Genomic DNA, 26,470 nt, shown 5'->3' on the forward strand with positions numbered 1-26,470 from the left:
GAGGATAAAGTGTTTCATTTTTTTGTGAAACAAGATCAAATAGAGGAAGAAAGAATCTGCATCACCGGCGCTGACGTAAATCACATGAAAAATGTGCTTCGCATGAAACAAGGGGAGGAAATTTTAATCAGCGACGGAGAGGGAAAGGATTATTATTGTAAAGTTCATAAGCTGGAAAAAGACCAGGTGATTGCTTCCATAATCTCTAAAGGAAGCTCAGAGACAGAGCTGCCTGCAAAGCTGGTGCTGTTTCAGGGGCTGCCTAAGGGAGATAAAATGGAGTTTATTATACAGAAGGCAGTAGAGCTGGGAGTATGGGAAATTGTGCCGGTTTCCACAAAATATACAGTAGTAAAACTGGACGGAAAGAAGGAAGAAAACCGTTTAAAAAGGTGGAATGCTATTGCAGAAAGCGCGGCCAAGCAGTCTAAAAGAGGGCTGATTCCAAAGGTGAGGGAAATAATGACCTTAGATCAGGCTTTATCCTACAGCCAGACATTTGATATGGCCATAATTCCTTATGAGGAAGCAAGGGGAATGGAGACGGCCAAACAGGCAGTGAGCGCTGTAAAGCCTGGAATGAAGGCGGGGATTTTTATTGGCCCTGAGGGAGGCTTTGCAAAAGAGGAAATTAAAGCCGCAGTGGACCATGGGGCAATGCCGGTGTCCTTAGGAAAAAGAATTCTCAGAACGGAAACCGCAGGGCTGGCCGTACTGTCCGTGCTTATGTTTGCATTGGAAGAATAAATGCAGGAAGGATGCAGGAAATAAAAGGAGCAGATAAATATGGAAGTATATTTTGACAATTCGGCTACTACTAGATCACTGGACTCTGTGGCTAAGCTGGTGCTGAAAATGATGACAGAGGAATACGGAAACCCTTCTGCCAGACATATTATGGGAGTAAAAGCAGAGCAGGCTGTGAAACAGGCAGCGCAGGATATTGCAGCTACCTTAAAGGTGAAGGATAAAGAAATTTTATTTACTTCCGGAGGCTCTGAGTCTAACAATATGGCGTTAATAGGAACTGCCCTGGCCAATAAAAGAGGGGGAAATCACATTATTGCTTCCAGTATTGAGCATCCGTCTGTTTATAATACCCTTTCTTATTTAGAGGAATTAGGTTTTCGGGTTACATACTTAAAGGTAGATGAAAAGGGCCACGTAGATATGGATATGCTGAAAAATTCTATTTGCCCTGAAACTATTTTAGTGTCTATTATGTATGTAAATAATGAAATTGGCGCTGCAGAACCGGTGGAGGAGATTGGAAAGCTGATTCACACCATAAACCCTAATATTATTTTTCATGTAGACGGAATTCAGGCTTACGGAAAATATATAATCCGCCCTAAAAAGCAGGGCATTCAGCTGTTATCCGCCAGCGCCCATAAGTTTCACGGACCTAAAGGCGTAGGCTTTCTCTACATTGACGAGAAGGTGAAAATCAAGCCTTTCATATATGGGGGAGGACAGCAGAAAAATCTAAGGTCAGGTACGGAAAATGTGCCGGGAATCGCCGGAATGGGTTTGGCTGCAAAGGAGGCATATACAAATTTTGAGGGAAAAAGGGACCATCTTTGCCAGCTGAAGGACTATATGCTGGAAAGAATAAAAGAGATAGAGGGAACTTATGCCAACAGCTATCCAGGATTAGAAAGCGCCCCTCAGGTAGTCAGCATAAGCTTTGAGGGAGTGAGAAGCGAGGTGCTGCTTCACGCCTTGGAGGACAAGGGGATTTACGTTTCCTCCGGGTCAGCCTGCTCCTCAAATCACCCGGATGTAAGCGGAACCTTACAGGGGATTGGAGTGAAAAGAAGTTTGTTAGATGCCACTTTGCGGTTTAGCTTTGGCAGATTTAATACAAAGGGAGAAATAGATTATTGTATCGACGTTTTAAAGGAGCTGCTTCCTGTGCTGCGCCGGTACCAGAGAGGATAAAGTATGGTATTTAAATCATTTTTAATTAAGTATGCAGAAATCGGAACAAAGGGAAAAAACAGATATTTATTTGAGGACGCTTTAATTAAGCAGATTCGCCACGCCCTTAAAAATGCGGAAGGCTCTTTTAAGGTTTCCAAGGAATCCGGCAGAATCTATGCAGAAGCTGAGTCAGAGTATGATTACGACGAGGTGATTCAGGCTTTAAAAAGGGTGTTCGGCATTGTGTGGATATGCCCTATGGTGCAGATTGACAATAAGGATTATGAAAATCTGAAAAAAGAAATCGTAGCTTACATGGATGAAATGTATCCTGATAAACATATTACATTTAAGGTGGACGCCAGAAGAGGGGATAAGCAGTACCCTTATACTTCAGAGCAGATTAACAGGGATATGGGAGAAGTGATTTTAAATGCTTTTCCTGATATTAAAGTGGATGTGCATAAGCCGGATGTAATGGTTCACATTGAGGTCAGGACAAAGGTAAATATTTATTCTCTTATGGTACCAGGCGCCGGCGGTATGCCTATTGGAACAAACGGGAAGGCTATGCTTTTGCTGTCAGGAGGAATCGACAGCCCTGTGGCCGGCTACATGATCGCTAAACGAGGGGTTAAAATTGATGCCGTTTACTTCCACGCTCCGCCATACACAAGTGAAAGAGCAAAACAGAAGGTAGTTGATTTAGCCAGACTGGTAGCCAGATATTCCGGGCCTATACAGCTGCACATTGTAAACTTTACAGACATTCAGCTGTACATTTACGATCAGTGTCCCCATGAAGAGCTGACGATTATTATGCGCCGCTATATGATGAAAATTGCAGAGCGCATTGCTAAGGAAACCGGCTGTATCGGCTTGATTACAGGCGAAAGTATTGGACAGGTGGCCTCTCAGACTATGCAGTCTTTGGCTGTGACAAACGAAGTGTGTACTCTGCCTGTTTACAGGCCTTTAATTGGATTTGACAAACAGGAAATTGTAGATGTGTCAGAAAAAATAGACACCTTTGAGACGTCGGTGCTTCCTTATGAAGATTGCTGCACCATTTTTGTGGCAAAGCATCCTGTGACAAAGCCAAATCTGAATGTGATTAAGAAATCAGAGACAAAGCTTCAGGAAAAAATAGATGAAATGATGGAAGAAGCTGTAGCTACAGCAGAGGTGGTTTGGTGTGATTCCATGCCTTAGATTGTCAGGGCTTTGGATTTTTCGGCGGCTTTTAAATCAAAAAAGAATCCTGCAAAGCAGGATTCTTTGACCAGCCGGCTTTTTAGAAAGTTTATATTACTGAACAATATATGGTGTCAGAACCTGAAGAATATCCTCAACACCTGATTCAGCATGAATATTCAGGTCAATAGGCTTTGACAAATCCAGGCTGAAAATACCCATGATGGATTTTGCATCGATTACATATCTTCCTGATACTAAATCAAAATCAACGTCAAATTTAGTTAAATCATTTACAAAAGATTTAACTTTGTCAATAGAATTTAAGCAAATACGAACTGTTTTCATGTACAAAAACCTCCTTATATGTGGCCTTTAAAATTTGGCCCATTTATAGTTCAATACTATATAAATATAGAAAAAAAGTCAATAGAAAGATTGCATGAAAATGGATACAGAGAAAGGAGTAAAGGATGAAAAAGGCGGCCCTTCACAATTTAGGGTGTAAAGTCAACGCATATGAAACAGAAGCTATGGAGCAGATGTTAGAACAGGCCGGGTATGAAATCGTGCCCTTTGCTCCAGGGGCAGACGTGTACATAATCAATACCTGCTCTGTCACTAACATTGCAGACAGAAAATCCAGACAGATGCTTCACAAGGCAAAAAAAATGAATCCTGATGCAGCAGTAGTAGCAGTAGGCTGCTATGTCCAGGCGGCAGGTAAGGAGCTTATAAAGGACGAGGCTATAGATCTGGTGATAGGAAACGACAGAAAAAATGAGCTGATTCATATTCTGGAGGAGCATTTTTCTGCTCAAAAGGATGCGGATATTATTGAAATTGGCAACTCCAGAGAATATGAGGAGCTTCACATAGATAAAATCAGCGATCACACCAGGGCCTTTATTAAGGTGCAGGACGGGTGCAACCAGTTTTGCAGTTACTGTATTATTCCCTACACCAGAGGCAGAGTAAGAAGCCGCAGGCCTGAGTCTGTTGAAAGCGAAATCAGAGGTTTGGCTCATAAGGGGTATGAGGAAATTGTGCTGACGGGCATTCATTTAAGCTCTTATGGAACAGATTTTCCAAAAGAGGAGCAGATAAGCCTCCTTCAGCTGATTCAACAGCTTCACAATATAGAGGGAATTAAAAGAATTCGTTTAGGTTCCTTAGAACCTAGAATTGTAACTGAAGAATTTGCCAGGGCCTTGTCTGACATGGAAAAAATCTGCCCTCATTTTCACTTGTCACTGCAAAGCGGCTGCGACTCTGTGCTAAAAAGAATGAACCGCAGATATACTACAGAAGAATATTTAGAGGGGTGCAGAATATTAAGAAAATATTTTTCTCATCCGGCAATTACTACAGATGTAATCGTAGGGTTTCCGGGAGAGACAGAAGAGGAATTTGAGACCACAAAAAGATTTTTGGAGACAGTTCATTTTTACGAGATGCATGTATTTAAGTACAGCAGGAGAAAAGGAACCAGGGCGGATCAAATGGAAGGACAGGTGGCGGAAAGTGTGAAAGCTGCCCGCAGCGACAAACTTTTAAAGCTGGAAAAAAAGATGTCAGAGGAATTCCGAAAAGATTATATTGGCCGGGAACTGGAAATACTTTTGGAGGAAGAAAAAGAACTGGATAACAGAAAATATTTTGTAGGCCACACAAAAGAATATGTGAAGGCGGCTATTCCGAAAGAGCAGTTTAAAACCAGGGGATTTGTAAAGGGAAAGGCTGTAAAAATGATAACTGATGATATTCTGCTTTTAGAAGTTTGAAATATTTTCCTTTACGAATAGGAAATTATAGGTTAGAATGATAAAGAACAGTTAAAGGACGTGAGTAAAATGGGCGATATTCATAACACACAATATTTTAAAACAGTACAGGATAATAAGATGGATGTAAGCCAGATTTTAGAGCAGGTATATGTTGCCCTGACAGAGAAGGGATACAATCCTATCAATCAAATAGTCGGCTACATTATGTCCGGTGATCCTACTTATATTACAAGCCACAAAAATGCCAGAAGTCTGATTATGAAGGCAGAGCGCGATGAGATTCTGGAAGAATTAATGGCGGTGTATATTGATACTAAGCTGAAATAGGGGAGAAAAGGCTTTCTCTCTGCAAAAGATACGTGCGAAAAAAGGGCTGCTGTTCTCTAAATTATAATGGAGGCGGTAGTCCCTAATAAATTTACGGCAAAAAAGGTTGGCAGCGTCCGGCTGATTTTAGCGTGGAAAAAAACGGAGATAATAAAATAATATGAGAATTATGGGGCTGGACTATGGTTCCAGAACAGTAGGGGTGGCAGTCTGCGATCCTTTAGGGATTACAGCTCAGGGAATTGAGACAATTACAAGAGAAGATGAAAATAAGCTGAGAAAAACATTTCGCAGAATTGAAGAATTGGCAGAGCAGTACCAGGTTGAAAAAATTGTCCTTGGGTATCCTAAAAATATGAATAATTCCGCAGGAGAGCGGGCGGAGAAGACAGAAGAGTTTATGGCTGCTTTGGAGAGAAGAACAGGGCTGCCGGTAGTGCTTTGGGACGAGCGTCTGACAACTGTTGCAGCAAATCGCGTGCTGATGGAAAGCGGAGTCCGCAGAGAAAATAGGAAAGATGTGATTGACAAGATAGCTGCAGTATTGATTCTGCAGGGATATCTGGATTCATTACAGGAGAAATGAAATGGCAAATGAAGAGAAAAAAATTACCATGGAAACTGATACAGGGGAAAGAGTAGAATTCTACGTGCTGGAAGAAACTAAAATTAACGGAAAAAATTATCTTCTTGTAACAGATGCAGTGGAGGAAGATGAGGACGGCGAATGCTATATTCTGAAGGATATGTCAAGGGCAGAAGAGGCGCAGGCCGTTTACGAATTTGTAGAAGATGATGATGAAATAGACTATTTATACCGGATTTTTTCAGAGTTACTGGAGGATGCCGGTGTGGATATAGAGAAGTAAAAGATATCAGAACGGAGGATAGTATGGACCAGGAAAGCGTGAAAGAGCTGTTGAGAAAAAAGGGATTAAAGGTAACTGCTCAGAGAATGATGGTACTGGAGATTATGGCGGAACATCCAGGTGAGCATTTGACAGCAGAAGAAATCTACGACCTGGCCAGAACAACCAGCCCGGATATTGGACTTGCAACAATTTACAGAACAGTTCAGGTTTTGGTGGAGCTGCAGCTGATTGATAAAGTAAGCTTTGACGATGGAATCGCCAGATATGAGCTGGGAGAGCAAAATGCAGACGCCAGACATCACCACCATCACGCCATCTGTACAAAATGCGGAAAGGTATTTTCTTTTGAGGACGATTTACTGGAAAACCTGGAAAAAGCATTGAGAGACAGCATAGGCTTTGAGGTGGTGGACCATGAGGTGAAATTATACGGATACTGTGCAGCCTGCCGGGAAAATACGGATGATAGGAAAGAGAAGTAAAACAAATTGATTTGGAGGTATTAGATTGAAGAAACAAAATAATAAAGAGGCAAAGGTGAAAATTATTCCTCTGGGAGGTTTAGAACAGATTGGAATGAACATCACAGCCTTTGAATACGAGGACAGCATTATTGTGGTGGACTGCGGTCTTGCATTCCCTACTGACGATATGCTGGGAATTGATCTGGTAATACCAGATGTAACTTATTTAAAACAAAATATACACAAGGTGAAGGGATTTGTGATTACTCACGGCCATGAGGACCATATTGGCGCCCTGCCTTATATTTTACAGGAAATCAACGCTCCTGTGTATGGCACAAAGCTGACTATAGGACTGATTAATAATAAATTAAAGGAGCATAATCTGCTTCGCAATACAAAGAGAAAAGTAGTAAAACACGGACAGTCCATAAACTTAGGCTGTTTCCGCATTGAGTTTATAAAAACAAACCACAGCATCGCAGACGCGTCAGCCCTGGCTATTTTTACTCCTGCAGGGATTATTCTCCACACAGGAGATTTTAAAATTGATTACACCCCTGTATTTGGCGAGGCGGCGGATCTGCAAAGATTTGCAGAGCTGGGCAAAAAGGGCGTTTTAGCTTTAATGTGCGACAGCACCAATGCCATCCGCCCAGGCTTTACTATGTCAGAGAGAACTGTGGGAAGAACCTTTGACACTATTTTTAATGACCACAGAAACAGCAGAATTATTGTGGCCACATTTGCTTCCAATGTGGACAGGGTGCAGCAGATCATTAACTCTGCGTATAAATACGGCAGGAAGGTAGTAGTAGAAGGCCGAAGCATGGTAAATGTTATCGGAACAGCCAGCGAGCTGGGGTATATTAATATTCCAGACGGCACCTTAATTGAAATTGAACAGCTGAAGAATTACAAGGATGAACAGACTGTGCTGATTACCACAGGAAGCCAGGGGGAATCTATGGCGGCTTTATCCAGAATGGCGGCCTCTCTTCACAAAAAGGTTTCTATTAAGCCGGGGGACGTGGTGATTTTAAGCTCTACTCCTATTCCAGGCAATGAGAAGGCTGTGTCTAAGGTTATTAACGAGCTTTCCATGAAGGGCGCGGAGGTAATATTCCAGGATACTCACGTGTCAGGCCATGCGTGTCAGGAGGAAATCAAGCTGATTTATTCCCTGGTACATCCTAAATATGCCCTTCCTGTACACGGAGAGTACCGTCATCTGATGGCTCAGAAGGGCCTGGCTGAATCTATGGGAATTCCAAAGGAGAACATAGTGATTATGTCCTCCGGGGACGTGGTGGAAATCGGCCAGGATTCATGTTCTGTAGTGGGACATGTTCCGGCAGGAGGAATTTTAGTAGACGGCCTGGGAGTAGGGGACGTTGGAAATATTGTTTTAAGGGACAGACAGAATCTGGCTCAGAACGGAATTATTATTATTGTGCTGACCTTAGAAAAATACAGCGGACAGCTGTTAGCAGGGCCGGATATTGTATCCAGAGGCTTTGTTTATGTGAGGGAATCTGAGGATTTAATGGACGAGGCCAGACACGTAGTCGTGTCTGCAGTGGAGGACTGTTTGTATCACCATGTAAACGACTGGGGCAAAATTAAGAATATTATCAGAGACAGCCTTAGCGACTATTTGTGGAAGAAGATGAAGCGCAACCCGATGATTCTGCCTATTATCATGGAAGTATAACGAGGAAGGAATTATGAGCCGTAGAAGAAAACAGACAAATGTAGTGGGAAATGTGCTTGGCATTACAGGAAAGATCGTTGTATACGTTCTGGTTGGCTTTCTCCTGTTTCAGGGAATGACAAAGGGGTATGCCTTTGGATATGAGCTGTTTAATCCTAAAGCAGTGTCCGGCGCGCCGGGAGTGGAGAAGCAGGTGACAATCCAGGAAGGCGCCTCTGCCTCTCAGGTGGCGAAAACTCTGAAAACATACGGCCTGATTACAAACGAATATATATTTATTCTCCAGGATAAATTTTTTGATTATACCATTCATCCTGGAACATATACGCTGACCACAGCTATGACCTCCAGAGATATGTTGGAACTGTTTAATGAGGTTCAGGAGGACGAGCAGTGATTGTAAATGAAAGAATTACAGGATATCTTCACTCCCTGGATCAGGGAAACGGAGAGCTTTTAGATGAAATTGAGAGAAAGGCCAGGACAGAGCAGGTTCCCATTATCAGAAAAGAAACGGCTGCTCTCTTAAAAACAATGGTGGTTTCTAAACAGCCTAAGGCTATTTTAGAGGTGGGAACGGCGGTGGGCTACTCCGCTCTTATTATGAGCCAGGTTATGCCGGCTGACTGCCGCATTACTACCATAGAAAAATATCCTCCCAGAATTAAAGAGGCCCAGAAAAATTTCCGCCTGGCAGGGGAGGAAAACAGAATCTGCCTGATGGCGGGAGATGCAGAAGAGATTTTAAAAGGATTACAAGGTGTTTACGACTTTGTCTTTATGGATGGGGCAAAGGGGCAGTATCTTCACTGGCTGCCCCTTATTTTGGAAAAAATGTCTGCAGGAGGCATATTGTTTTCTGACAATGTGCTTCAGGACGGAGATCTGGCGGAATCCAGATTTGCAGTGGAAAGACGGGACAGAACCATTCATAAAAGGATGAGAGAATACTTATATACGTTGACCCATCACCCACAGCTTCAGTCGGCTGTGGTGCCTGTGGGGGACGGCGTGACCATAAGCGTAAAGCTTTATTGAAAGGACAGTTATGAGAAAAACAGAGCTTTTAATCCCGGCTGGAAGCCTGGAGGTGTTAAAGGTAGCGGTGCTTTACGGGGCAGACGCTGTCTATCTGGGCGGAGAAGCCTTTGGTTTAAGGGCAAAGGCCAGAAATTTTACAAATGAGGAAATTGCCCAAGGAATTGCTTTTGCCCATGAACATGGGGTAAAGGTTTATATTACTGCAAATATTCTGGCTCACAATGACGATCTGCCAAAGGTGGAGGAATATTTTAAGGAGTTAAAGGAAATCGCCCCTGACGGCCTTATTATTTCAGACCCAGGCGTGTTTTCCATTGCCAGGAAAATTGTGCCTGAAATTGAAATCCATATCAGCACTCAGGCCAATAATACAAATTACGGCACCTACAGATTTTGGTGGGAGCAGGGGGCAAAGAGAGTGGTTTCAGCAAGGGAGCTGTCCCTGGCTGAGATTAAGGAGATCAGAGATCATATTCCTGACAATATGCAGATAGAAAGTTTTATTCACGGAGCAATGTGCATTTCCTATTCCGGCCGCTGTCTGTTAAGTAATTTCTTTACAGGCAGAGACGCCAATCAGGGGGCCTGCACCCATCCCTGCCGCTGGAAATACGCAGTGGTGGAGGAGACTCGTCCAGGAGAATATATGCCTGTTTATGAAAATGAAAGGGGCACCTATATTTTTAATTCCAAGGACCTGTGTATGATTCAGCATGTACCGGAGATGATTCAGGCGGGAATTGACAGCTTTAAAATTGAAGGTAGAATGAAAACAGCCCTGTACGTGGCCACTGTGGCCAGGGCGTACCGCCTGGCCATTGATGCATATAACAGAGATCCGGCGGAGTATGAAAAAAATCTGCCCTGGTATTTAGAAGAAATCGGCAAGTGCACCAGCCGTGATTTTACTACAGGATTTTATTTTGGAAAGCCTACAGAAGAATCTCAGATTTACAACAGCAATACTTATTATACTAATTATACTTACTTAGGCACTGTAGCTTTTGTAGACGAAAGAGGATTTTGCAAGCTGGAGCAGAAAAACAAGTTTTCCGTAGGGGAGACAATTGAAATTATGAAGCCTTCCGGCGAAAATCTGGAGGCTGTAGTGCAGGGGATTTATGATGAAGACGGAAATCCTCAGGACAGCTGCCCTCATTCCAGACAGATTTTCTATGCAGATTTAAGCGTAAGGCCGGAGCCTTATGATATTTTAAGAAGAAGAGAAGTGGATAAGACAGAAGAATAGGGAAATTATGACTGCGGCATTTCAGGAATGGGTGCCGCTTTCTGGCTATAGACAGGAGGCTTTTATGACCTTGGTACTAATGATAGGCGCGGCAGTTTGTCTGCTGTATTATGCAGGAATTGTTATTTTTTCCGGTATTACCACATCCTTTGCATGGATTTGGCTGGTTCTTGCCTTTGCTTTAGGAGGCGGAGCCCTTTTTCGCAGATATTGCTGTATGATGCCGGGAAGGGCGCCTTTGTGGGCAGTTGTTTCAGCTATTACATTGTGCTGTGCTTTTGCAATTATATTTATTGTGGTGGAGGTTTTGATTTTTTCAGGAGTGGCTGCTGCGCCTGAAAAAAATCTGGATTATGTGATTGTGCTGGGAGCTAAGGTGAGACGGGACGGAATCAGCAAAACTTTGAAAATGAGGCTGGATAAGGCGATAGAGTACTCTGAAGCCAACCCTGATACGATGATTGTAGTCTCAGGGGGCAAGGGGCCTGACGAACCGGCGGCAGAGGCGGAGGCAATGAAGGCATATTTAGTCTTTAACGGAGTTCCCAAGGAACAAATTTTAGTGGAAGCCCGCTCCTTCAGCACAGTAGAAAATATTGCTTACAGCAAGGTGCTGATTGAAGAGGATTGGAAAACCCGGAAGATGACAAAAAGAGAGCCGGGGAATCAGGAGGGCAGGGAAGCATCCATTGGAGTTGTGACAAGTGATTTCCACATATTCCGTGCAAAAGAAATCGGAAAAAAATGGGGATTTCCCAACATGAAAGGAATTCCGGCCAGCTCTGATCTGTTTATGATGCCTCATTACTGCGTCAGAGAATGCGCGGCTGTGCTGAAAGACAAATTAATGGGAAATATGTAATATAAAATCTGGCAATAAGGATATGATAAAGACAGAAAATAAAGAAAGGTGAGAACATTCCATGAAAGGCTTAGAAAAATTACAGAATTTAAAGGCATATGAGGTAAAGGAAAACCGTTTTGTAAAGGAACTGGATTCTCAGGGCGTTATTTTGGAGCATAAAAAAACAGGAGCCAAAGTGTTCCTTCTTTCTAATGAGGACGACAATAAAGTATTCTGCATCGGATTCCGCACGCCTCCCTCAGACTCTACAGGAGTGCCTCATATTTTAGAGCACAGCGTGCTTTGCGGGTCTGATAAGTTTCCTGTAAAGGACCCTTTTGTAGAGCTGGTAAAAGGCTCCTTAAACACATTTTTAAATGCTATGACTTATCCTGATAAAACAGTATATCCTGTGGCCAGCTGCAACGAAAAGGATTTCCAGAATCTGATGGATGTATACATGGACGCAGTGCTTCATCCAAACATTTACAAGGAAGAAAAAATATTTAAGCAGGAAGGCTGGCACTATGAGCTGGAGTCAGAGGAAGGCCCTCTTACTTATAACGGAGTTGTTTACAATGAAATGAAAGGAGTATTCTCCTCCCCGGAAAGCGTTTTGGACAGATATATTCAAAAGCTTTTATATCCGGACAGCTGCTATACCCACGAGTCAGGGGGAGATCCGGCTTTTATTCCCGACCTGACATATGAGGAGTTTTTGGAATTTCACAAAACCTACTATCATCCCTCCAACAGCTATATTTATTTATATGGAGATATGGATATGGCAGAAAAGCTGCAGTGGCTGGACGAGGCTTATTTGTGCCATTATGACAGAAAGCAGGTAGATTCTGAAATTTTGCAGCAGAAGCCTTTTAAGAAGCCGGTGGAGGAAGAAATTTTCTATTCTATTACAGAGGAAGAGCCGGAGAAACAGGCTACTTATCTTTCTGTAAATACAGTAGTGGGAAATGATCTGGATAAAAATTTGTATTTAGCGTTCCAGATTTTAGAGTATACATTGCTTTCAGCCCCGGGAGCGCCTTTAAAGCAGGCGTTGCTGGACGCCGGAATCGGCCAGGACATTATGGGAGGATATGAAAGCGGAATACTGCAGCCTTATTTTTCAGTTGTGGCGAAAAATGGGGAGAAGGAGCAGAAGGGAGAATTTCTGGCTGTGCTGAAAGGCACTTTAAGAAAACTGGCAGACCAGGGCATTAATAAGAAAAGCCTGAAGGCTGGAATTAATTATTATGAATTCCGCTACAGGGAGGCTGACTACGGCTCTGCTCCCAAAGGGCTGATGTACGGTTTACAATCCTTAGACAGCTGGCTGTACGGCGGAGATCCTATGCTTCATCTGGAGTATGAGGAAACCTTTAAGTTTTTGAAAGAAGGGGTGGAAAAGGGATATTTTGAGCAGCTGATCAGAGATTATTTGCTGGACAATCCATTTGAGGCTGTGATTACTGTCAGCCCTAAGAAAAACTTAACCGGGGAAAGGGACGAGGCCCTGGCGGCTAAACTGGCTCAGTATAAGGAATCTCTTTCTTTAGAAGAAATTCAAAGGCTGATAAAGGAAACAAAGGAATTAAAAAGGTATCAGGATGAACCGTCCCCAAAAGAGCTATTGGAAAAAATTCCGCTGCTTTCCAGGGAGGACATTGGCAGACAGGCGGAGGAGCTGATTTGGGAAGAAACATTTTCTCAAGGCCTCAAGGTAATCCGCCACTGTGTAAATACTTCAGGAATCGGATACTTAAAAGTGCTGTTTGGCACAGATAAGGTGCCGGCCAAAGATCTGCCTTATGTAGGGTTATTAAAGTCTGTGTTAGGATATGTAGATACAGAAAACTACAGCTACAGCGAGCTGACAAGTGAAATTCATTTAAACAGCGGAGGTTTAGGTTTAAGCGTTACTTCTTATCCCAACTTAAACTGCAGCGAGAACTTTACAGGAGTATTTGCAGCTGACATTCGGGTGCTTTATGAAAAGCTGGATTTTGGATTTGAAATCCTGGCTGAAATTTTTACAGGTTCTGTGCTGGATGATGAAAAACGTTTAGGAGAAATTTTAAATGAAACAAGGTCCAGGGCCAGAATGAGGATTGAAAACGCCGGTCATTCCGCCGCTGTTTCCAGAGCCACCTCTTATTTTTCTCCTACCTCTGCATTTAATGAAATGACAGGAGGCATCACCTACTATCATTTCCTGGAGGAGATTACAAAGAATTTTGAGTCCAGAAAACAGGAAGTGATTGGCAAGCTGAAGGAAATCTGCAGAAAAATATTTACAAAAGACAATCTTCTGATTAGCTATACTGCTGGAAAGGACGGCTTTTATAATCTGGAAGAGGCCATGAAAAAGCTGACGGATAAGCTTTATGAAGGCGGCGGACAAATATATCCGTTTTCCTGGATTAAGGGAAATAAAAATGAAGGCTTTAAAACCTCCTCCCAGGTGAATTATGTGGCCCGCTGCGGAAACTTTAAAGAAAAAGGTTTTCAGTATACAGGAGCGTTAAGGATTTTAAAGGTTATGCTCAGCTATGATTATTTGTGGCTGAATATTCGTGTAAAAGGCGGAGCTTACGGCTGTATGAGCGGATTTGGCCGTTCTGGAGAAGGCTATTTGGTGTCCTACAGAGATCCTAATGTGAAGGAAACAAACCAGATTTATGAGGGAGTTACAGAATATTTAAGAAATTTCCAGGCAGACGACAGAGATATGACAAAATTTGTTATCGGTACCATCAGCGATATGGACACGCCTCTTACACCGTCTATAAAAGGAGCCAGAGGCTTATCTGCATATCTTTCTGGAGTGACGCAGGAGATGCTTCAGGAGGAAAGAGACCAGGTGCTGACGGCAGGAACTGAGGACATCAGAGCTTTGGCGGACTTGGTGCAGGCTATGTTAGATACGGAAAGTCTTTGCGTAATCGGAAATGAAGAGAAAATAAATGAAAATAAAAATATGTTTAACGAAGTGAAAAATCTTTACCACGGATAATACAGAGGAAAAAGGAGAATAGAATGGAATACAACCAGAAATCCGGCTTTGTCACCTTAATCGGCAGGCCAAATGTGGGAAAGTCCACATTGATGAACTGTCTGATCGGCCAGAAAATAGCCATTACGTCTGATAAGCCTCAGACCACCAGAAACAGGATTCAGACAGTATATACAGACCAAAGAGGACAGATTATTTTTCTGGACACTCCCGGCATTCACAAGGCTAAAAATAAGCTGGGAGAATATATGGTAAATGTGGCGGAGCACACCTTAAAGGAAGTAGATGTGATTTTATGGCTGGTGGAGCCTACTGACTTTATTGGGGCAGGAGAAAGACATATTGCAGAGCAGCTGAACAAGGTAAAAACGCCGGTGATTCTGATTATTAACAAGACGGACACAATAAAAAACCAGGATGAGATTTTAAGATTTATTTCCGCTTATAAGGACATTTGTCCTTTTGCTGAGATTGTTCCAGTATCTGCCCTGAAAAAGAAAAATACAGATCTATTAACGGAATTGATTTTTAAATATCTGCCCTACGGGCCTCAGTATTATGACGAGGACACAGTGACAGACCAGCCCATGAGACAGATTGCGGCAGAGCTGATCAGAGAAAAGGCTTTGCGCCTGTTAAGCGATGAGATTCCCCACGGCATTGCAGTGACTATTGAAAAAATGACGGAGCGAAACAACGGCATTATGGATATAGAGGCCAGCATTGTGTGCGAAAGAGATTCCCACAAGGGAATTATTATTGGAAAAGGCGGAGCCATGCTGAAAAAAATCGGAACAGCAGCCAGACGGGAAATAGAAAATCTGGTGGACACCCAGGTGAATTTAAAGCTGTGGGTAAAGGTGAGAAAAGAATGGCGCGACAGCGAGCTGTATATGAAAAATTACGGGTATGACGTAAAGGAGACCTAAACAGAAACAGCAGGTGAAAAGTTGAGGGAACAGGTAACAGTAACAGGCGTGGTCCTGAAAGCCGCGCCTTCAGGAGAAACAGATAAACGTTTGGTAGTGCTTACCAGGGAGAGGGGACGGATTACAGTATTTGCAAGAGGGGCCAGAAGGCCTGGCAGCAGCTTTATGGCTGTCAGCCGTCCCTTTGTATTTGCTAAATTTTCTCTGTACGAGGGGCGGGAAGCATATAACCTTCAGTCTGTAGAGGTGGCGGAGTACTTTAATGAGCTGGCACAAGATGTGGAAGGCGCCTGCTACGGCTCCTATTTTCTGGAAATAGCTGATTATTATACAAGAGAAAACGTAGACGAGACAGCTATGATGACCTTAATATATCAGGGGCTTAGGGCTCTTCTTCACCCTAATCTGAAAAGAGAGCTGGTGAGGAGGATTTTTGAGCTGAAGGCCATGGTTATTAACGGGGAATATACAGCCCTGCCTCCTAAAAAAACGGGAGATTCCGCCTGCTATACATGGGAGTATGTTGTGGGAGCTCCTTTAGAGAAGCTTTATACATTTACTATTACAGATCAGGTGCTGAAGGAATTTGGAGACTGTGTGGAAATAGAGAGAAAAAGGTATATGGACAGAGAATTTCATTCTCTGGAAATTTTAAAGGTATTGAAAATGTAAAAGAAAACCAGTATAATGTCACGTAGCAGAATGGGACTTTATGAAATGTCTCAAAGTGTAAGGTAAGCAACAGGAGGAAAGAAATGAAAAAGGCAGCAATAGTTCTTGCATTGGCGGCAGCAATGCTTTTTACAGGCTGTGCCGGCAAAGGGGGAAAATCCGGGGAATATTCTCCAAAAGAAAGCAGCGTTTATGTGGCCTCAGACGGAACCCTTTCCAGCGGATTGGTGGAAACGTACGAAAAGGACAATTACGACGGGGAAAGTCTGAAAACATTTTTGGAGGACGCAGTATCCAGATACACAGAAGAAAATACGGGGGAAGGGCAGAGCGCGCCTGTAACCTTAAAGGACTGCAGTGTGGCAGACGGCACAATGAAAGCAGTGTTCCAGTACGGCAGCCCGGAGGATATGATAAATTTTGCAAAGGCTCAGCAGGACGATTCTATAGGACTGACTGATATGGAAATACAAAGCGTGTCAGACGGCTTGGTGGACGGAAAAATTTCTGATAAAAGCTTTAAGGACGCCAAGGGTCAGGAGGCCGGATTAAGCCAGATAGCCAAGGAGGATAAGGCTACCTTAATCACTACCACAGGCACGGCCACTATTGAAACGCAGGGAAAGATCCTTTATGTTTCGGAGGGAGTGGAACTTTTGTCAGATAAAAATATTGCTAAGGTATCAGGGGACAGAGCTTATATTATTTTTAAATAAATAAGAAAAGAAAGAGGTTAAGTAACATGGAAAAGACAATGGAAAAAATTGTGGCGCTGGCAAAGAACAGAGGATTTGTATATCCTGGCTCTGAGATTTACGGCGGTCTGGCAAATACCTGGGATTACGGCAACCTGGGAGTGGAGCTGAAGAATAATGTAAAAAAAGCCTGGTGGCAGAAATTTATTATGGAAAGTCCTTACAATGTAGGTGTGGACTGCGCCATTCTTATGAATTCTCAGACCTGGATTGCTTCCGGACATTTAGGGGGATTTTCAGATCCTCTTATGGACTGCAAAAGCTGTAAAGAGCGTTTCCGTGCAGATAAATTAATTGAGGATTATATGCAGGAAAAGGGCATTGTGATTGAAGGATCAGTGGATGCGTGGTCCCAGGAGCAGATGAAGCAGTATATTGATGACAATAATATTTGCTGCCCAAGCTGCGGAAAACATGATTTTACGGATATCCGCCAGTTTAACCTGATGTTTAAAACGTTCCAGGGGGTTACAGAGGACGCGAAAAACGTTGTTTATTTAAGACCGGAAACTGCACAGGGAATCTTTGTAAACTTTAAAAATGTGCAGAGAACCTCCAGAAAGAAAGTGCCCTTTGGAATTGGACAGATAGGAAAGTCCTTCAGAAATGAGATTACTCCTGGAAACTTTACCTTCCGTACTCGTGAGTTTGAGCAGATGGAGTTGGAATTTTTCTGCAAGCCTGACACTGACTTAGAGTGGTTTGACTATTGGAAGAATTTTTGTATTAACTGGCTGAAGGCCTTAGGCATTAAAGATGACGAGATGCGCTACAGAGACCACGATAAAGAAGAATTGTCCTTCTACAGCAAAGCTACTACAGATATTGAGTTTTTGTTCCCCTTTGGCTGGGGCGAGCTGTGGGGAATCGCAGACAGAACTGACTATGACCTGACTCAGCATCAGAACGTATCCGGACAGGATTTATCCTACTTTGACGATGACAGCAAGGAAAGATATGTCCCTTATGTAATTGAGCCTTCTCTGGGTGCAGACCGTGTAACCTTAGCTTTCTTATGCGCAGCTTATGATGAAGAGGAAATTGGAGAGGGAGACGTGCGTACAGTTCTGCACTTCCATCCTGCATTAGCTCCTGTAAAGGTAGGCGTGCTGCCTCTTTCTAAAAAGCTGAATGAAGGCGCTGAGAAGGTATTTGCAGAGCTGTCTAAATATTATAACTGTGAGTTTGACGACAGAGGAAATATTGGAAAGAGATACAGAAGACAAGATGAAATCGGAACTCCATTCTGCATCACTTATGATTTTGACTCTGAAGAGGACCATGCAGTTACTGTGAGAGACAGAGACACTATGGAGCAGGTGAGAGTGCCGATTACAGAGCTGAAGGCTTATTTTGAAGATAAGTTTCGTTTTTAATTGAACAGGCAAAAAGTTTCCTGGATTTTGTAAATAAAAGCAGAAGGATGGAGCTGCCATTTTTGCGGCATTGCAGCAGCATGAAGCAAAGATGGGGGCTCCATTATTAATGAGGTGCAGTATGAGAGGTGAAGTATGAAAAAACAGATAGATTTGCTAAACGGAGATGTTAAAAAATCATTTTTTCATTATCTGGTTCCGTCTATCAGCGCGACTTTAGTAACATCTATTTATATTTTGGCAGATACAATAATGATTGGCAGAGGCGTCGGCCCTATTGGAATCGCCGCCCTGAATCTGCTGCTGCCTGTATATTCCCTGTTTTTCGGGACAGGGGTTTTATTTGGAGTGGGAGGCAGCGTATTTTTCTCTGTAGCCAGAGGAAAAGGGGAAGAAAGGACTGCCAGGGAATACTTTACAGCGGCGTTAAAAGGAGTAATCATAGCTTCTTTATTTTATGAAATAGTTTTTCTGCTGTTTTTTGATTCCGTCACCTTGTTTTTAGGAAAAACTCAGCAGATGGAGCCGCTGGTAAATGAATATGGAAAAATTTTAGTGTCAGGCGCCCCTGTATTTTTGTTTTCATCCTTTCTTCAGGCCTTTGTGAGAAACGATAAGTCTCCCCGCACAGCTATGGCGGCAGTTATTACAGGAGGAGTGACCAATGTGGCGCTGGACTATGTATTTATTTTTCCCATGGGCATGGGGATGGCGGGAGGAGCCATTGCCACAGTTATTGGCTCTGCCGTGACAGTGGCGATTTTGTGCAGCCATTTCTTTTCCCCTCACAATATGCTGCGCCCTGTAAGGCAGGTTTCCATGAGAAAAACAGGGGAAGCCTTTGTCAGCGGCCTTTCCAGCTTTATGATTGAACTCTCCAGCGGAATTGTAATATTTATGTTTAACAGGCAGCTGCTTTACTGGATTGGGGAACTGGGAGTAGTAGTTTACGGTATTATTTCCAACAGCGCTTTAATTGTAAACTCTGTGTGCAACGGTATCGCTCAGGCGGCTCAACCTATTATGGCTGTAAATTTTGGGGCGGGGAAAAAAGACAGAGTAGAAAGAACCAGAAAGCTGGGGCTTTTGGCGGCATTTACAGCCGGCATTTTATTTGCAGCCAGCGGAATTTTAAATCCGTCTATTATTATTTATACATTTGTAAAGCCTACAGAGGAAATTATGGCTCTGGCGCCTACTGCAGTCCGTTTGTACTTTTTCTCATTTTTAGCTGTCGGCGCAAACCTTTTGTTCAGCACTTACTTTCAATCTGTGCTCAGACCAGGAGCGGCATTTTTCCTGTCCTTAATGCGGGGGGCAGTGTTAAACGGTCTTTTTATTGTGATTCTCCCATTGATTTTTGGAGTAGACGGAATTTGGGCCACAATGATTTTTACAGAGTTTGCAACTATTTTGGCGGCAGTGTATCTTTTTACGAAAAACAAAACTTTTAAAGAAGTATAGCTGTTAAAATAGTGTGTTCTTTGTTGAAAACATTAGCGTTTATGGGAAAAAATTGCATAAAAACCCTTTACTAGAATTTAGTTTATGTTATAATAAATGCAGACCGTCTATGGTTGTCCACTTTTTAGTGAAAACCGGTAGGTGGAATAGAAAATGAAGTTGCAGTTTTATCAGCTGCAAAACATTAGGAGGAAATTACTTATGGCAAAATGGGTTTATTTGTTCAAAGAGGGCAAAGCCGACATGAGAAACCTGTTAGGCGGTAAGGGCGCTAACTTAGCAGAGATGACTAACTTAGGCTTACCGATTCCACAGGGATTTACTGTAACCACAGAAGCTTGTACAGATTACTATACAAGCGGCAAGAAGATTACTGATGAGATTCAGGGACAGATTTTCGATGCTTTGGCTGAACTGGAGAAAATCCAGGGCAAGAAATTCGGCGACACAGAAGATCCGTTACTGGTATCTGTTCGTTCCGGAGCAAGAGCCTCTATGCCAGGTATGATGGATACCATCTTAAACCTTGGTTTAAACGACGTTGCCGTTGAAGGTTTTGCTAAGAAAACCGGCAACCCAAGATTCGCATACGATTCTTACAGAAGATTTATCCAGATGTTCTCAGACGTAGTTATGGAAATGTCCAAAACTTTCTTTGAGGGAATCTTAGATGAAATCAAAGAATCTAAAGGCGCTAAATTTGATACAGATTTAACTGCTGATGATTTAAAAGAAGTAATTGCAAGATACAAAGCAATTTACAAAGAGAAAATGGGCGCAGATTTCCCACAGGATCCAAAGGTTCAGCTGATGGAAGCTGTAAAAGCTGTATTCCGTTCCTGGGACAACCCACGTGCAATCGTATACCGCCGTATGAACGATATTCCAGGCGACTGGGGTACAGCTGTTAACGTACAGGCAATGGTATTCGGAAACATGGGCGAGACATCTGGTACAGGCGTTGCATTTACACGTAACCCATCTACAGGTGAAAACGGCATCTACGGCGAGTACCTGATCAATGCTCAGGGCGAGGACGTTGTTGCCGGTATTCGTACACCACAGCCAATTACCAGACTGGAGCAGGATATGCCAGAGTGCTATAAAGAGTTCATGGAGATTGCTCACAGACTGGAAAACCATTACAGAGATATGCAGGATATGGAGTTTACAATTCAGGAAGGAAAATTATATTTCCTGCAGACACGTAATGGTAAGAGAACAGCTCCAGCTGCTATTAAGATCGCTTGTGATTTAGTAGATGAAGGCAAGATCACTCCAGAAGAGGCAGTTTGCCGTATTGAAGCTAAATCCTTAGATCAGCTGCTTCACCCAACATTTGATGTAGCTGCATTAAAGGCTGGCGAAGTAATCGGTTCTGCTCTTCCAGCATCCCCAGGCGCTGCTGCCGGTAAAGTATACTTTACTGCAGATGAGGCTAAGGCTGCTCACGAGGCAGGAGAGAGAGTTGTTCTGGTTCGTCTTGAGACATCTCCAGAGGATATTGAAGGTATGCACGCTGCAGAAGGAATTCTGACAGTTCGCGGCGGCATGACATCTCACGCAGCAGTAGTTGCACGTGGTATGGGTACAGCTTGTGTATCCGGTTGCGGAGACATTAAGATGAATGAAGAAGAGAAATACTTCGAGCTTGGCGGACACAAGATTGTTGAAGGCGATTACATCTCCTTAGACGGCTCCACAGGTAAGATTTATTTAGGCGATATTAAGACTGTAGAAGCATCTGTAAGCGGTGACTTTGGACGTATTATGGGTTGGGCTGACCAGTTCCGTAAACTTCAGGTTCGTACAAATGCAGATACACCTGCAGATACTTTAAACGCTGTTAAATTAGGCGCTGAAGGTATTGGTCTGTGCCGTACAGAGCATATGTTCTTTGAACCAGACAGAATTCCTAAGATCCGTAAGATGATCCTTTCCGATACAGTAGAAGCAAGAGAAGAAGCTCTCAATGAGTTAATCCCATTCCAGAAGGGCGACTTCAAAGCTATGTATAAAGCTCTGGAAGGCAAGCCAATGACAGTTCGTTACCTGGATCCACCTCTCCATGAGTTCGTACCTACAAGTGAGGAAGATATCGCAGCTCTGGCAGCAGACATGGGTCTGACAGTAGCTGACGTAAAAGCTAAATGCGACGAATTACACGAGTTCAACCCAATGATGGGACATCGTGGATGCCGTCTGGCTGTTACTTACCCAGAGATCGCTAAGATGCAGACAAGAGCCGTTATGGAAGCTGCTATTGAAGTGAAGGAAGAGTGCGGCTATGACATCGTTCCAGAGATTATGATTCCTCTGGTAGGCGAGAGAAAAGAGCTGAAATATGTAAAAGACGTTGTAGTAGAAGTTGCAGAGCAGGTTAAGAAGGAAAAAGGTTCTGATATGGAATACCACATCGGTACTATGATCGAGATTCCTCGTGCAGCTTTAACAGCTGACCAGATTGCAGAAGAAGCAGAATTCTTCTCATTTGGTACAAACGACTTAACACAGATGACATTTGGCTTCTCTCGTGATGACGCTGGTAAGTTCTTAGATTCTTACTACAAAGCAAAAATTTACGAGTCTGATCCATTTGCAAGACTTGACCAGGTTGGTGTTGGCCAGTTAGTTAAGATGGCAGCAGAAAAAGGACGCGCTACAAGACCAAACATTAAGTTAGGTATCTGCGGCGAGCACGGCGGAGATCCATCTTCCGTAGAATTCTGCCACAAAGTAGGTCTGACATATGTATCCTGCTCACCATTCCGTGTGCCGATCGCACGTCTGGCAGCAGCACAGGCAGCTCTTAACAACAAATAAGAGGAAAAAAGTATAGTCCTATAAGAAAATGCTCTTTACGTTTTTGACGTAAAGGGCATTTTTTATGTGTGGTGATAGATGGCATGGCACAGGAAATAGGATAGATGAATTTTTTATAGATGGATGGGGAAAAATAAAGGCAGCTATATTAGATGTAAGTAATCCTAAATTGTGCAAATTCAACCAAAATGCCTCCTATATTTTGTGAAATAGTTTGATTGATTTTGGCTGAATATGGCTGTATAATAGGAGCATAAAAGAAATTAAGTCAAAGTCAGTCAAATAAGTGTGAGGAGGTAGGGAAATGATATATACAGTAACATGTAATCCATCTTTAGATTATATTGTGTCTGTAGATGAGTTTAAGCTGGGACTTACAAACCGCACCAGCGAGGAGGGACTGCTGCCTGGAGGAAAGGGCATTAATGTGTCAACAGTTCTTATGAATATGGGAATTGAAAGCACAGCTTTAGGATTTGTAGCAGGATTCACTGGCAATGAAATTGTCAGGCGCCTGGAGAACATGGGAGTAAAAAATGGTTTTATTTATCTGGAAAACGGATTTTCCAGAATTAATGTAAAACTAAAGTCTATTGACGGAACGGAAATTAACGGTCAGGGGCCGGAGATCAGTCAGGAAAAGGTACAAATTTTAATGGAACAGCTGAAAACCTTAGGACAGGGAGACGTGCTTTTCTTGTCAGGCAGCATTCCGGCTTCCATGCCAGATAATATTTACCAGAAAATAATGGAAAGCCTGGAGGGAAAAGGTGTTTTAATTGCAGTGGACGCTACTCAGGAGTTATTGTTAAAAGTACTTTCCTATCATCCATTTTTAATTAAACCTAATAATCACGAGCTGGGAGAAATATTCGGCGTAAGTTTAACCACCAGAAAAGATGTAGTTCCATACGGAAAGAAGCTTCAGGAAATGGGAGCCAGAAACGTACTGGTATCCATGGCAGGAGAGGGAGCTGTATTAATTGCAGAAGACGGCAGAATAATAGAAGCTCCGGCGCCAAAAGGAACCTTAGTAAACGGAGTTGGAGCCGGGGATTCTATGGTGGCAGGATTTATGGCGGGCTGGATGGAAAAACAGGATTATGAGCATGCTTTTTACATGGGAGTATCTGCAGGAAGCGCCAGCGCATTTTCCCCAAATCTGGCTACGAAGGAAGAAATTGAAGCTGTTTACAGACAAATTTTACAAACCAAATGGCAGGAGGCAAAATAATGAGAATTACAGATTTACTTGATATAAATAGTATTTCCTTGGATGCAGCGCCTAAAAGCAAAAATGAGACATTAGATCAGGCGGTAGCTCTAATGGTAAAAAGCGGCAGAATTAACAATGAGGAAGAGTACAGAAAAACTGTATATGCAAGAGAGGAAGAGAGCACTACAGGTATTGGAGAAGGAATTGCAATTCCTCACGGAAAAGGAGATTCTGTAAATAAACCAGGTTTAGCGGCTATGGTTATTAAGGATGGAGTAGACTTTGATTCTCTGGACGGGGAGCCGGTAACTTTACTGTTCTTAATTGCAGCGCCTAACACAAAGGACAATGTACATCTGGATGTACTAAGCAAATTATCTATGATGCTCATGGATGAGGAGTTTGTGGAGAATCTGCGCCAGGCAAAAACACCGGAAGAATTTTTGGCGATTATTGATAAGGCTGATGATGAGAAAAAAAGCGTAGATGAAAGATTGGCAGATATGGGTCAGGCAGAAGAAAATCAGGTTAAGCTTTTAGCCGTAACCTCCTGCCCAACAGGAATCGCTCACACTTATATGGCGGCAGAGGGATTGGAAAAAGCAGCCAAAGCTAAAAATTGTTTTATTAAGGTGGAAACAAGAGGCTCAGGCGGAGCGAAAAATGTGCTGACAGATAAGGAAATTGCAGATGCAGACTGTATTATTGTAGCAGCGGACGCTCAGGTCCCTATGGACCGTTTTGACGGAAAAAAGGTGATTGAGCGCCAGGTATCTGACGGAATTAATAAGGCAGATGAGCTGGTGGACCTGGCAATATCAGGAAATGTGCCTGTTTACCACAGCGCCAATGCATCAGCGGCCACAGCTTCAGCAGGAAAAGCCGGCGGCAGTATTGGACATCAGATTTATACACAGCTTATGAACGGCGTTTCTCACATGCTTCCTTTTGTAGTAGGCGGAGGAATTCTGATTGCCATTGCATTTTTAATTGACGGTCTTTTAGTAGATATGAATGCCTTAGACGCAGCGGAGCGTGTAAATTTCGGTACAATTACCCCGGTTGCCGCAATGTTTAAAAATATTGGCGGAGTGGCCTTTGGCCTTATGCTGCCGGTGCTGGCAGGATTTATTGCTATGGCCATTGGAGACAGACCGGCTTTAGCCGTAGGTTTTGTAGGCGGAATGATGGCTGCAGGAGGCACGTCAGGATTTTTGGGAGCCTTAGCTGCAGGCTTTACGGCAGGATATATTATTAAGGCTTTAAGAAAGGTGTGCGACGGCCTTCCAGAGGCAATTGAAAAGATTGCTCCTGTACTGATTTTCCCGGTGGCAGGAATTTTAGCTATGGGATTAGTTATGACATTTATTGTTGAGCCAATAATGGGAGGAATCAACACAGCCTTAAATAATGGCTTGACTACTATGGGCGGCTCCAGTAAAATGATTTTAGGAATGATTTTAGGCGGAATGATGGCCATTGATATGGGTGGTCCTTTCAACAAAGCGGCCTATGTTTTTGGAACAGCTGCCATTGCTTCTGGAAATTATGATATTATGGCATCTGTAATGATTGGCGGTATGGTTCCTCCATGTGCCATTGCCCTTGCAACCCTGCTGTTTAAAAACAAGTTTACAAAAGAGGAAAGGGAATCAGGCCCTACAAACTTTATTATGGGTCTGGCGTTTATTACAGAAGGAGCAATTCCATTTGCAGCTGCAGACCCCCTTCACGTACTTCCGTCCTGTATTATTGGCTCTGGACTGGCAGGCGCTTTATCCATGGTATTTGGCTGTACATTGATGGCGCCTCACGGAGGAATCTTTGTAGTGCCTGTAATGGGAAATGCTGTGATGTATCTTGTTGCACTGGTGGCAGGAACAGTTGTATCAGCCTTCCTTTTAGGAATCTTAAAAAAGAAAGTAGATTAGTTTTAAAAGAAATATAGGTAAAAATAGGTAAAAAAATGTTGACAAAGCAGCGGCATGAAATGATTTTAAAGCTTCTGGAAGAGAAGGGGAGCATCACTGTAACAGAAATTAGGGATCTGCTGAAGGCCTCAGAATCCACAGTGCGCAGAGATATTACGGCTTTGGATAAGGAAGGCAGGCTGGTAAAGGTTTTTGGAGGCGCCATAGCCAATAAGCAAAGCGTAACCTCCCATGAATATACAGTTGCCCAGAAAGAGGATTTCAGCAGAGAAGAAAAAGAGAAAATCGGAAAGTTTGCAGCCTCGTTTATTGAGCCGGAGGATTTTATCTACCTGGATGCAGGAACCACAACAGCTTATATGCTGAATTATATAGAAGAAAAAAGCGCTACCTACGTAACTAACGCTGTAGTTCACGCTCAAAGGCTGGTGGCAAAGGGGATGAAGGTGCTTTTAATCGGCGGAGAGCTGAAAGCCTCCACAGAAGCCGTAATCGGCAGTCAGGCTGTACAGACAATCAAAAACTATCATTTTACAAAAGGTTTTTTTGGAGTAAACGGGGTGACTAAGCAAAGCGGATTTACTACTCCGGATGCCAGTGAGGCGGCTGTGAAGCAGGTAGCTGTGGAGCAGTGCAGAAAAAGCTTTATACTGTGCGATTATTCCAAATTTGATGAAATCAGTTCTGTTACCTTTGCTTCATTTTATGAGGGGGAAATCATTACAGACCGCAGAATCTCCGGATATGAAGATTGCAAAAATATTATAATTGCCCGCTGACTTGAGAGAACAAAAAAATAAGAAAAATAAGACAGTTTAAAAGAGGATACTGCAGATATTTGCAGCGTCCTCTTTTTATTAATTTGTGGGAAAACCT

The 26,470-nt window shown here is 43.0% G+C and carries 24 protein-coding genes; 23 read left to right on the forward strand and 1 reads right to left on the reverse strand.

The window, feature by feature from the left end; all coding sequences use genetic code 11:
- The first annotated feature begins 9 nt into the window (after positions 1-9).
- From C1A07_RS14795 to thiI, 3 genes are read left to right on the forward strand one after another with little or no spacing between them, the layout of a single operon-like run.
- Entirely contained in the window at positions 10-747 is a 738-nt protein-coding gene (locus C1A07_RS14795) for a 16S rRNA (uracil(1498)-N(3))-methyltransferase (protein WP_101877775.1), read from the forward strand.
- A gap of 39 nt (positions 748-786) precedes the next feature.
- On the forward strand, positions 787-1,941 hold the full coding sequence (locus C1A07_RS14800) for a cysteine desulfurase family protein (RefSeq protein ID WP_101877776.1): 1,155 nt from the start codon (positions 787-789) through the stop codon (positions 1,939-1,941).
- A gap of 3 nt (positions 1,942-1,944) precedes the next feature.
- Positions 1,945-3,135, forward strand: coding sequence for a tRNA uracil 4-sulfurtransferase ThiI (gene thiI / locus C1A07_RS14805; protein ID WP_101877777.1), 1,191 nt, complete (start codon positions 1,945-1,947; stop codon positions 3,133-3,135).
- Positions 3,136-3,231: 96 nt separating this feature from the next.
- Here thiI and C1A07_RS14810 read toward each other — a convergent pair whose 3' ends face one another.
- On the reverse strand, positions 3,232-3,465 hold the full coding sequence (locus C1A07_RS14810) for an HPr family phosphocarrier protein (RefSeq protein ID WP_101877778.1): 234 nt from the start codon (positions 3,463-3,465) through the stop codon (positions 3,232-3,234).
- A gap of 125 nt (positions 3,466-3,590) precedes the next feature.
- Between C1A07_RS14810 and mtaB the strand changes: the two genes are divergently transcribed.
- The 20 genes from mtaB (at position 3,591) to C1A07_RS14910 (ending at position 26,373) form a co-directional block, all read left to right on the forward strand.
- The gene (gene mtaB, locus C1A07_RS14815) at positions 3,591-4,901 is read left to right on the forward strand and encodes a tRNA (N(6)-L-threonylcarbamoyladenosine(37)-C(2))-methylthiotransferase MtaB (RefSeq protein ID WP_101877779.1); all 1,311 of its coding nucleotides are present in this window, start codon (positions 3,591-3,593) and stop codon (positions 4,899-4,901) included.
- A gap of 69 nt (positions 4,902-4,970) precedes the next feature.
- Positions 4,971-5,231, forward strand: coding sequence for an IreB family regulatory phosphoprotein (locus tag C1A07_RS14820; protein ID WP_101877780.1), 261 nt, complete (start codon positions 4,971-4,973; stop codon positions 5,229-5,231).
- Positions 5,232-5,391: 160 nt separating this feature from the next.
- The gene (gene ruvX / locus C1A07_RS14825; protein ID WP_101877781.1) at positions 5,392-5,817 is read left to right on the forward strand and encodes a Holliday junction resolvase RuvX; all 426 of its coding nucleotides are present in this window, start codon (positions 5,392-5,394) and stop codon (positions 5,815-5,817) included.
- A 1-nt stretch (position 5,818) separates the two neighbouring features.
- Positions 5,819-6,100 carry a DUF1292 domain-containing protein gene (locus tag C1A07_RS14830; RefSeq protein ID WP_101877782.1) on the forward strand — a complete coding sequence of 94 codons (282 nt, stop codon included), beginning with the start codon at positions 5,819-5,821 and terminating at the stop codon, positions 6,098-6,100.
- 23 nt (positions 6,101-6,123) lie between these two features.
- Positions 6,124-6,585 (forward strand): Fur family transcriptional regulator, encoded by a 462-nt coding sequence (locus tag C1A07_RS14835; RefSeq protein WP_101877783.1) that lies wholly within the window; start codon positions 6,124-6,126, stop codon positions 6,583-6,585.
- Positions 6,586-6,610: 25 nt separating this feature from the next.
- Positions 6,611-8,281, forward strand: coding sequence for a ribonuclease J (locus C1A07_RS14840; RefSeq protein WP_101877784.1), 1,671 nt, complete (start codon positions 6,611-6,613; stop codon positions 8,279-8,281).
- A 13-nt stretch (positions 8,282-8,294) separates the two neighbouring features.
- Positions 8,295-8,678 carry an endolytic transglycosylase MltG gene (locus C1A07_RS14845; protein ID WP_101877785.1) on the forward strand — a complete coding sequence of 128 codons (384 nt, stop codon included), beginning with the start codon at positions 8,295-8,297 and terminating at the stop codon, positions 8,676-8,678.
- Positions 8,675-9,319, forward strand: a complete 645-nt coding sequence (locus tag C1A07_RS14850) for an O-methyltransferase (RefSeq protein WP_101877786.1) — start codon at positions 8,675-8,677, stop codon at positions 9,317-9,319. The genes C1A07_RS14845 and C1A07_RS14850 overlap by 4 nt, the downstream gene beginning before the upstream one ends.
- A 10-nt stretch (positions 9,320-9,329) precedes the next feature.
- Positions 9,330-10,571, forward strand: a complete 1,242-nt coding sequence (locus C1A07_RS14855; protein ID WP_101877787.1) for a peptidase U32 family protein — start codon at positions 9,330-9,332, stop codon at positions 10,569-10,571.
- Between the two features lie 64 nt (positions 10,572-10,635).
- A complete protein-coding gene (locus tag C1A07_RS14860; protein ID WP_101878166.1) occupies positions 10,636-11,433 on the forward strand; it encodes a YdcF family protein in 798 nt (265 codons plus the stop codon).
- 61 nt (positions 11,434-11,494) lie between these two features.
- Positions 11,495-14,428, forward strand: coding sequence for an insulinase family protein (locus C1A07_RS14865; protein ID WP_101877788.1), 2,934 nt, complete (start codon positions 11,495-11,497; stop codon positions 14,426-14,428).
- Between the two features lie 23 nt (positions 14,429-14,451).
- Complete coding sequence (gene era / locus C1A07_RS14870) at positions 14,452-15,357, forward strand: GTPase Era (protein WP_101877789.1); 906 nt, start codon at positions 14,452-14,454, stop codon at positions 15,355-15,357.
- A 21-nt stretch (positions 15,358-15,378) separates the two neighbouring features.
- The gene (gene recO / locus C1A07_RS14875; protein WP_101877790.1) at positions 15,379-16,029 is read left to right on the forward strand and encodes a DNA repair protein RecO; all 651 of its coding nucleotides are present in this window, start codon (positions 15,379-15,381) and stop codon (positions 16,027-16,029) included.
- Positions 16,030-16,112: 83 nt separating this feature from the next.
- Complete coding sequence (locus tag C1A07_RS14880; RefSeq protein WP_101877791.1) at positions 16,113-16,745, forward strand: hypothetical protein; 633 nt, start codon at positions 16,113-16,115, stop codon at positions 16,743-16,745.
- 26 nt (positions 16,746-16,771) lie between these two features.
- Complete coding sequence (locus tag C1A07_RS14885; RefSeq protein ID WP_101877792.1) at positions 16,772-18,160, forward strand: glycine--tRNA ligase; 1,389 nt, start codon at positions 16,772-16,774, stop codon at positions 18,158-18,160.
- A 135-nt stretch (positions 18,161-18,295) separates the two neighbouring features.
- Positions 18,296-19,624: an MATE family efflux transporter gene (locus tag C1A07_RS14890; protein WP_101877793.1), complete on the forward strand. Its 1,329-nt coding sequence runs from the start codon at positions 18,296-18,298 to the stop codon at positions 19,622-19,624.
- Between the two features lie 201 nt (positions 19,625-19,825).
- Positions 19,826-22,447: a pyruvate, phosphate dikinase gene (ppdK, locus tag C1A07_RS14895; protein ID WP_101877794.1), complete on the forward strand. Its 2,622-nt coding sequence runs from the start codon at positions 19,826-19,828 to the stop codon at positions 22,445-22,447.
- Between the two features lie 304 nt (positions 22,448-22,751).
- Positions 22,752-23,681, forward strand: a complete 930-nt coding sequence (gene pfkB / locus C1A07_RS14900; RefSeq protein WP_101877795.1) for a 1-phosphofructokinase — start codon at positions 22,752-22,754, stop codon at positions 23,679-23,681.
- Positions 23,681-25,594 (forward strand): PTS fructose transporter subunit IIABC, encoded by a 1,914-nt coding sequence (locus C1A07_RS14905; protein WP_101877796.1) that lies wholly within the window; start codon positions 23,681-23,683, stop codon positions 25,592-25,594. The genes pfkB and C1A07_RS14905 overlap by 1 nt, the downstream gene beginning before the upstream one ends.
- A 35-nt stretch (positions 25,595-25,629) precedes the next feature.
- Complete coding sequence (locus C1A07_RS14910) at positions 25,630-26,373, forward strand: DeoR/GlpR family DNA-binding transcription regulator (protein ID WP_101877797.1); 744 nt, start codon at positions 25,630-25,632, stop codon at positions 26,371-26,373.
- Positions 26,374-26,470: the final 97 nt, after the last annotated feature.

Origin of the sequence: Lachnoclostridium edouardi (assembly GCF_900240245.1) — a bacterium.
GTDB lineage: Bacteria > Bacillota > Clostridia > Lachnospirales > Lachnospiraceae > Lachnoclostridium_A > Lachnoclostridium_A edouardi.

Excerpts from the sequence above, each read along its gene's own strand:
- C1A07_RS14800 (WP_101877776.1), top strand. The coding sequence starts at position 787 with ATGGAAGTATATTTTGACAATTCGGCTACTACTAGATCACTGGACTCT.
- thiI (WP_101877777.1), top strand. The coding sequence starts at position 1,945 with ATGGTATTTAAATCATTTTTAATTAAGTATGCAGAAATCGGAACAAAG.
- C1A07_RS14810 (WP_101877778.1), bottom strand. The coding sequence starts at position 3,465 with ATGAAAACAGTTCGTATTTGCTTAAATTCTATTGACAAAGTTAAATCT.
- mtaB (WP_101877779.1), top strand. The coding sequence starts at position 3,591 with ATGAAAAAGGCGGCCCTTCACAATTTAGGGTGTAAAGTCAACGCATAT.
- C1A07_RS14820 (WP_101877780.1), top strand. The coding sequence starts at position 4,971 with ATGGGCGATATTCATAACACACAATATTTTAAAACAGTACAGGATAAT.
- ruvX (WP_101877781.1), top strand. The coding sequence starts at position 5,392 with ATGAGAATTATGGGGCTGGACTATGGTTCCAGAACAGTAGGGGTGGCA.
- C1A07_RS14830 (WP_101877782.1), top strand. The coding sequence starts at position 5,819 with ATGGCAAATGAAGAGAAAAAAATTACCATGGAAACTGATACAGGGGAA.
- C1A07_RS14835 (WP_101877783.1), top strand. The coding sequence starts at position 6,124 with ATGGACCAGGAAAGCGTGAAAGAGCTGTTGAGAAAAAAGGGATTAAAG.
- C1A07_RS14845 (WP_101877785.1), top strand. The coding sequence starts at position 8,295 with ATGAGCCGTAGAAGAAAACAGACAAATGTAGTGGGAAATGTGCTTGGC.
- C1A07_RS14855 (WP_101877787.1), top strand. The coding sequence starts at position 9,330 with ATGAGAAAAACAGAGCTTTTAATCCCGGCTGGAAGCCTGGAGGTGTTA.
- C1A07_RS14860 (WP_101878166.1), top strand. The coding sequence starts at position 10,636 with ATGACCTTGGTACTAATGATAGGCGCGGCAGTTTGTCTGCTGTATTAT.
- C1A07_RS14865 (WP_101877788.1), top strand. The coding sequence starts at position 11,495 with ATGAAAGGCTTAGAAAAATTACAGAATTTAAAGGCATATGAGGTAAAG.
- era (WP_101877789.1), top strand. The coding sequence starts at position 14,452 with ATGGAATACAACCAGAAATCCGGCTTTGTCACCTTAATCGGCAGGCCA.
- C1A07_RS14880 (WP_101877791.1), top strand. The coding sequence starts at position 16,113 with ATGAAAAAGGCAGCAATAGTTCTTGCATTGGCGGCAGCAATGCTTTTT.
- C1A07_RS14885 (WP_101877792.1), top strand. The coding sequence starts at position 16,772 with ATGGAAAAGACAATGGAAAAAATTGTGGCGCTGGCAAAGAACAGAGGA.
- C1A07_RS14890 (WP_101877793.1), top strand. The coding sequence starts at position 18,296 with ATGAAAAAACAGATAGATTTGCTAAACGGAGATGTTAAAAAATCATTT.
- ppdK (WP_101877794.1), top strand. The coding sequence starts at position 19,826 with ATGGCAAAATGGGTTTATTTGTTCAAAGAGGGCAAAGCCGACATGAGA.
- pfkB (WP_101877795.1), top strand. The coding sequence starts at position 22,752 with ATGATATATACAGTAACATGTAATCCATCTTTAGATTATATTGTGTCT.
- C1A07_RS14905 (WP_101877796.1), top strand. The coding sequence starts at position 23,681 with ATGAGAATTACAGATTTACTTGATATAAATAGTATTTCCTTGGATGCA.
- C1A07_RS14910 (WP_101877797.1), top strand. The coding sequence starts at position 25,630 with ATGTTGACAAAGCAGCGGCATGAAATGATTTTAAAGCTTCTGGAAGAG.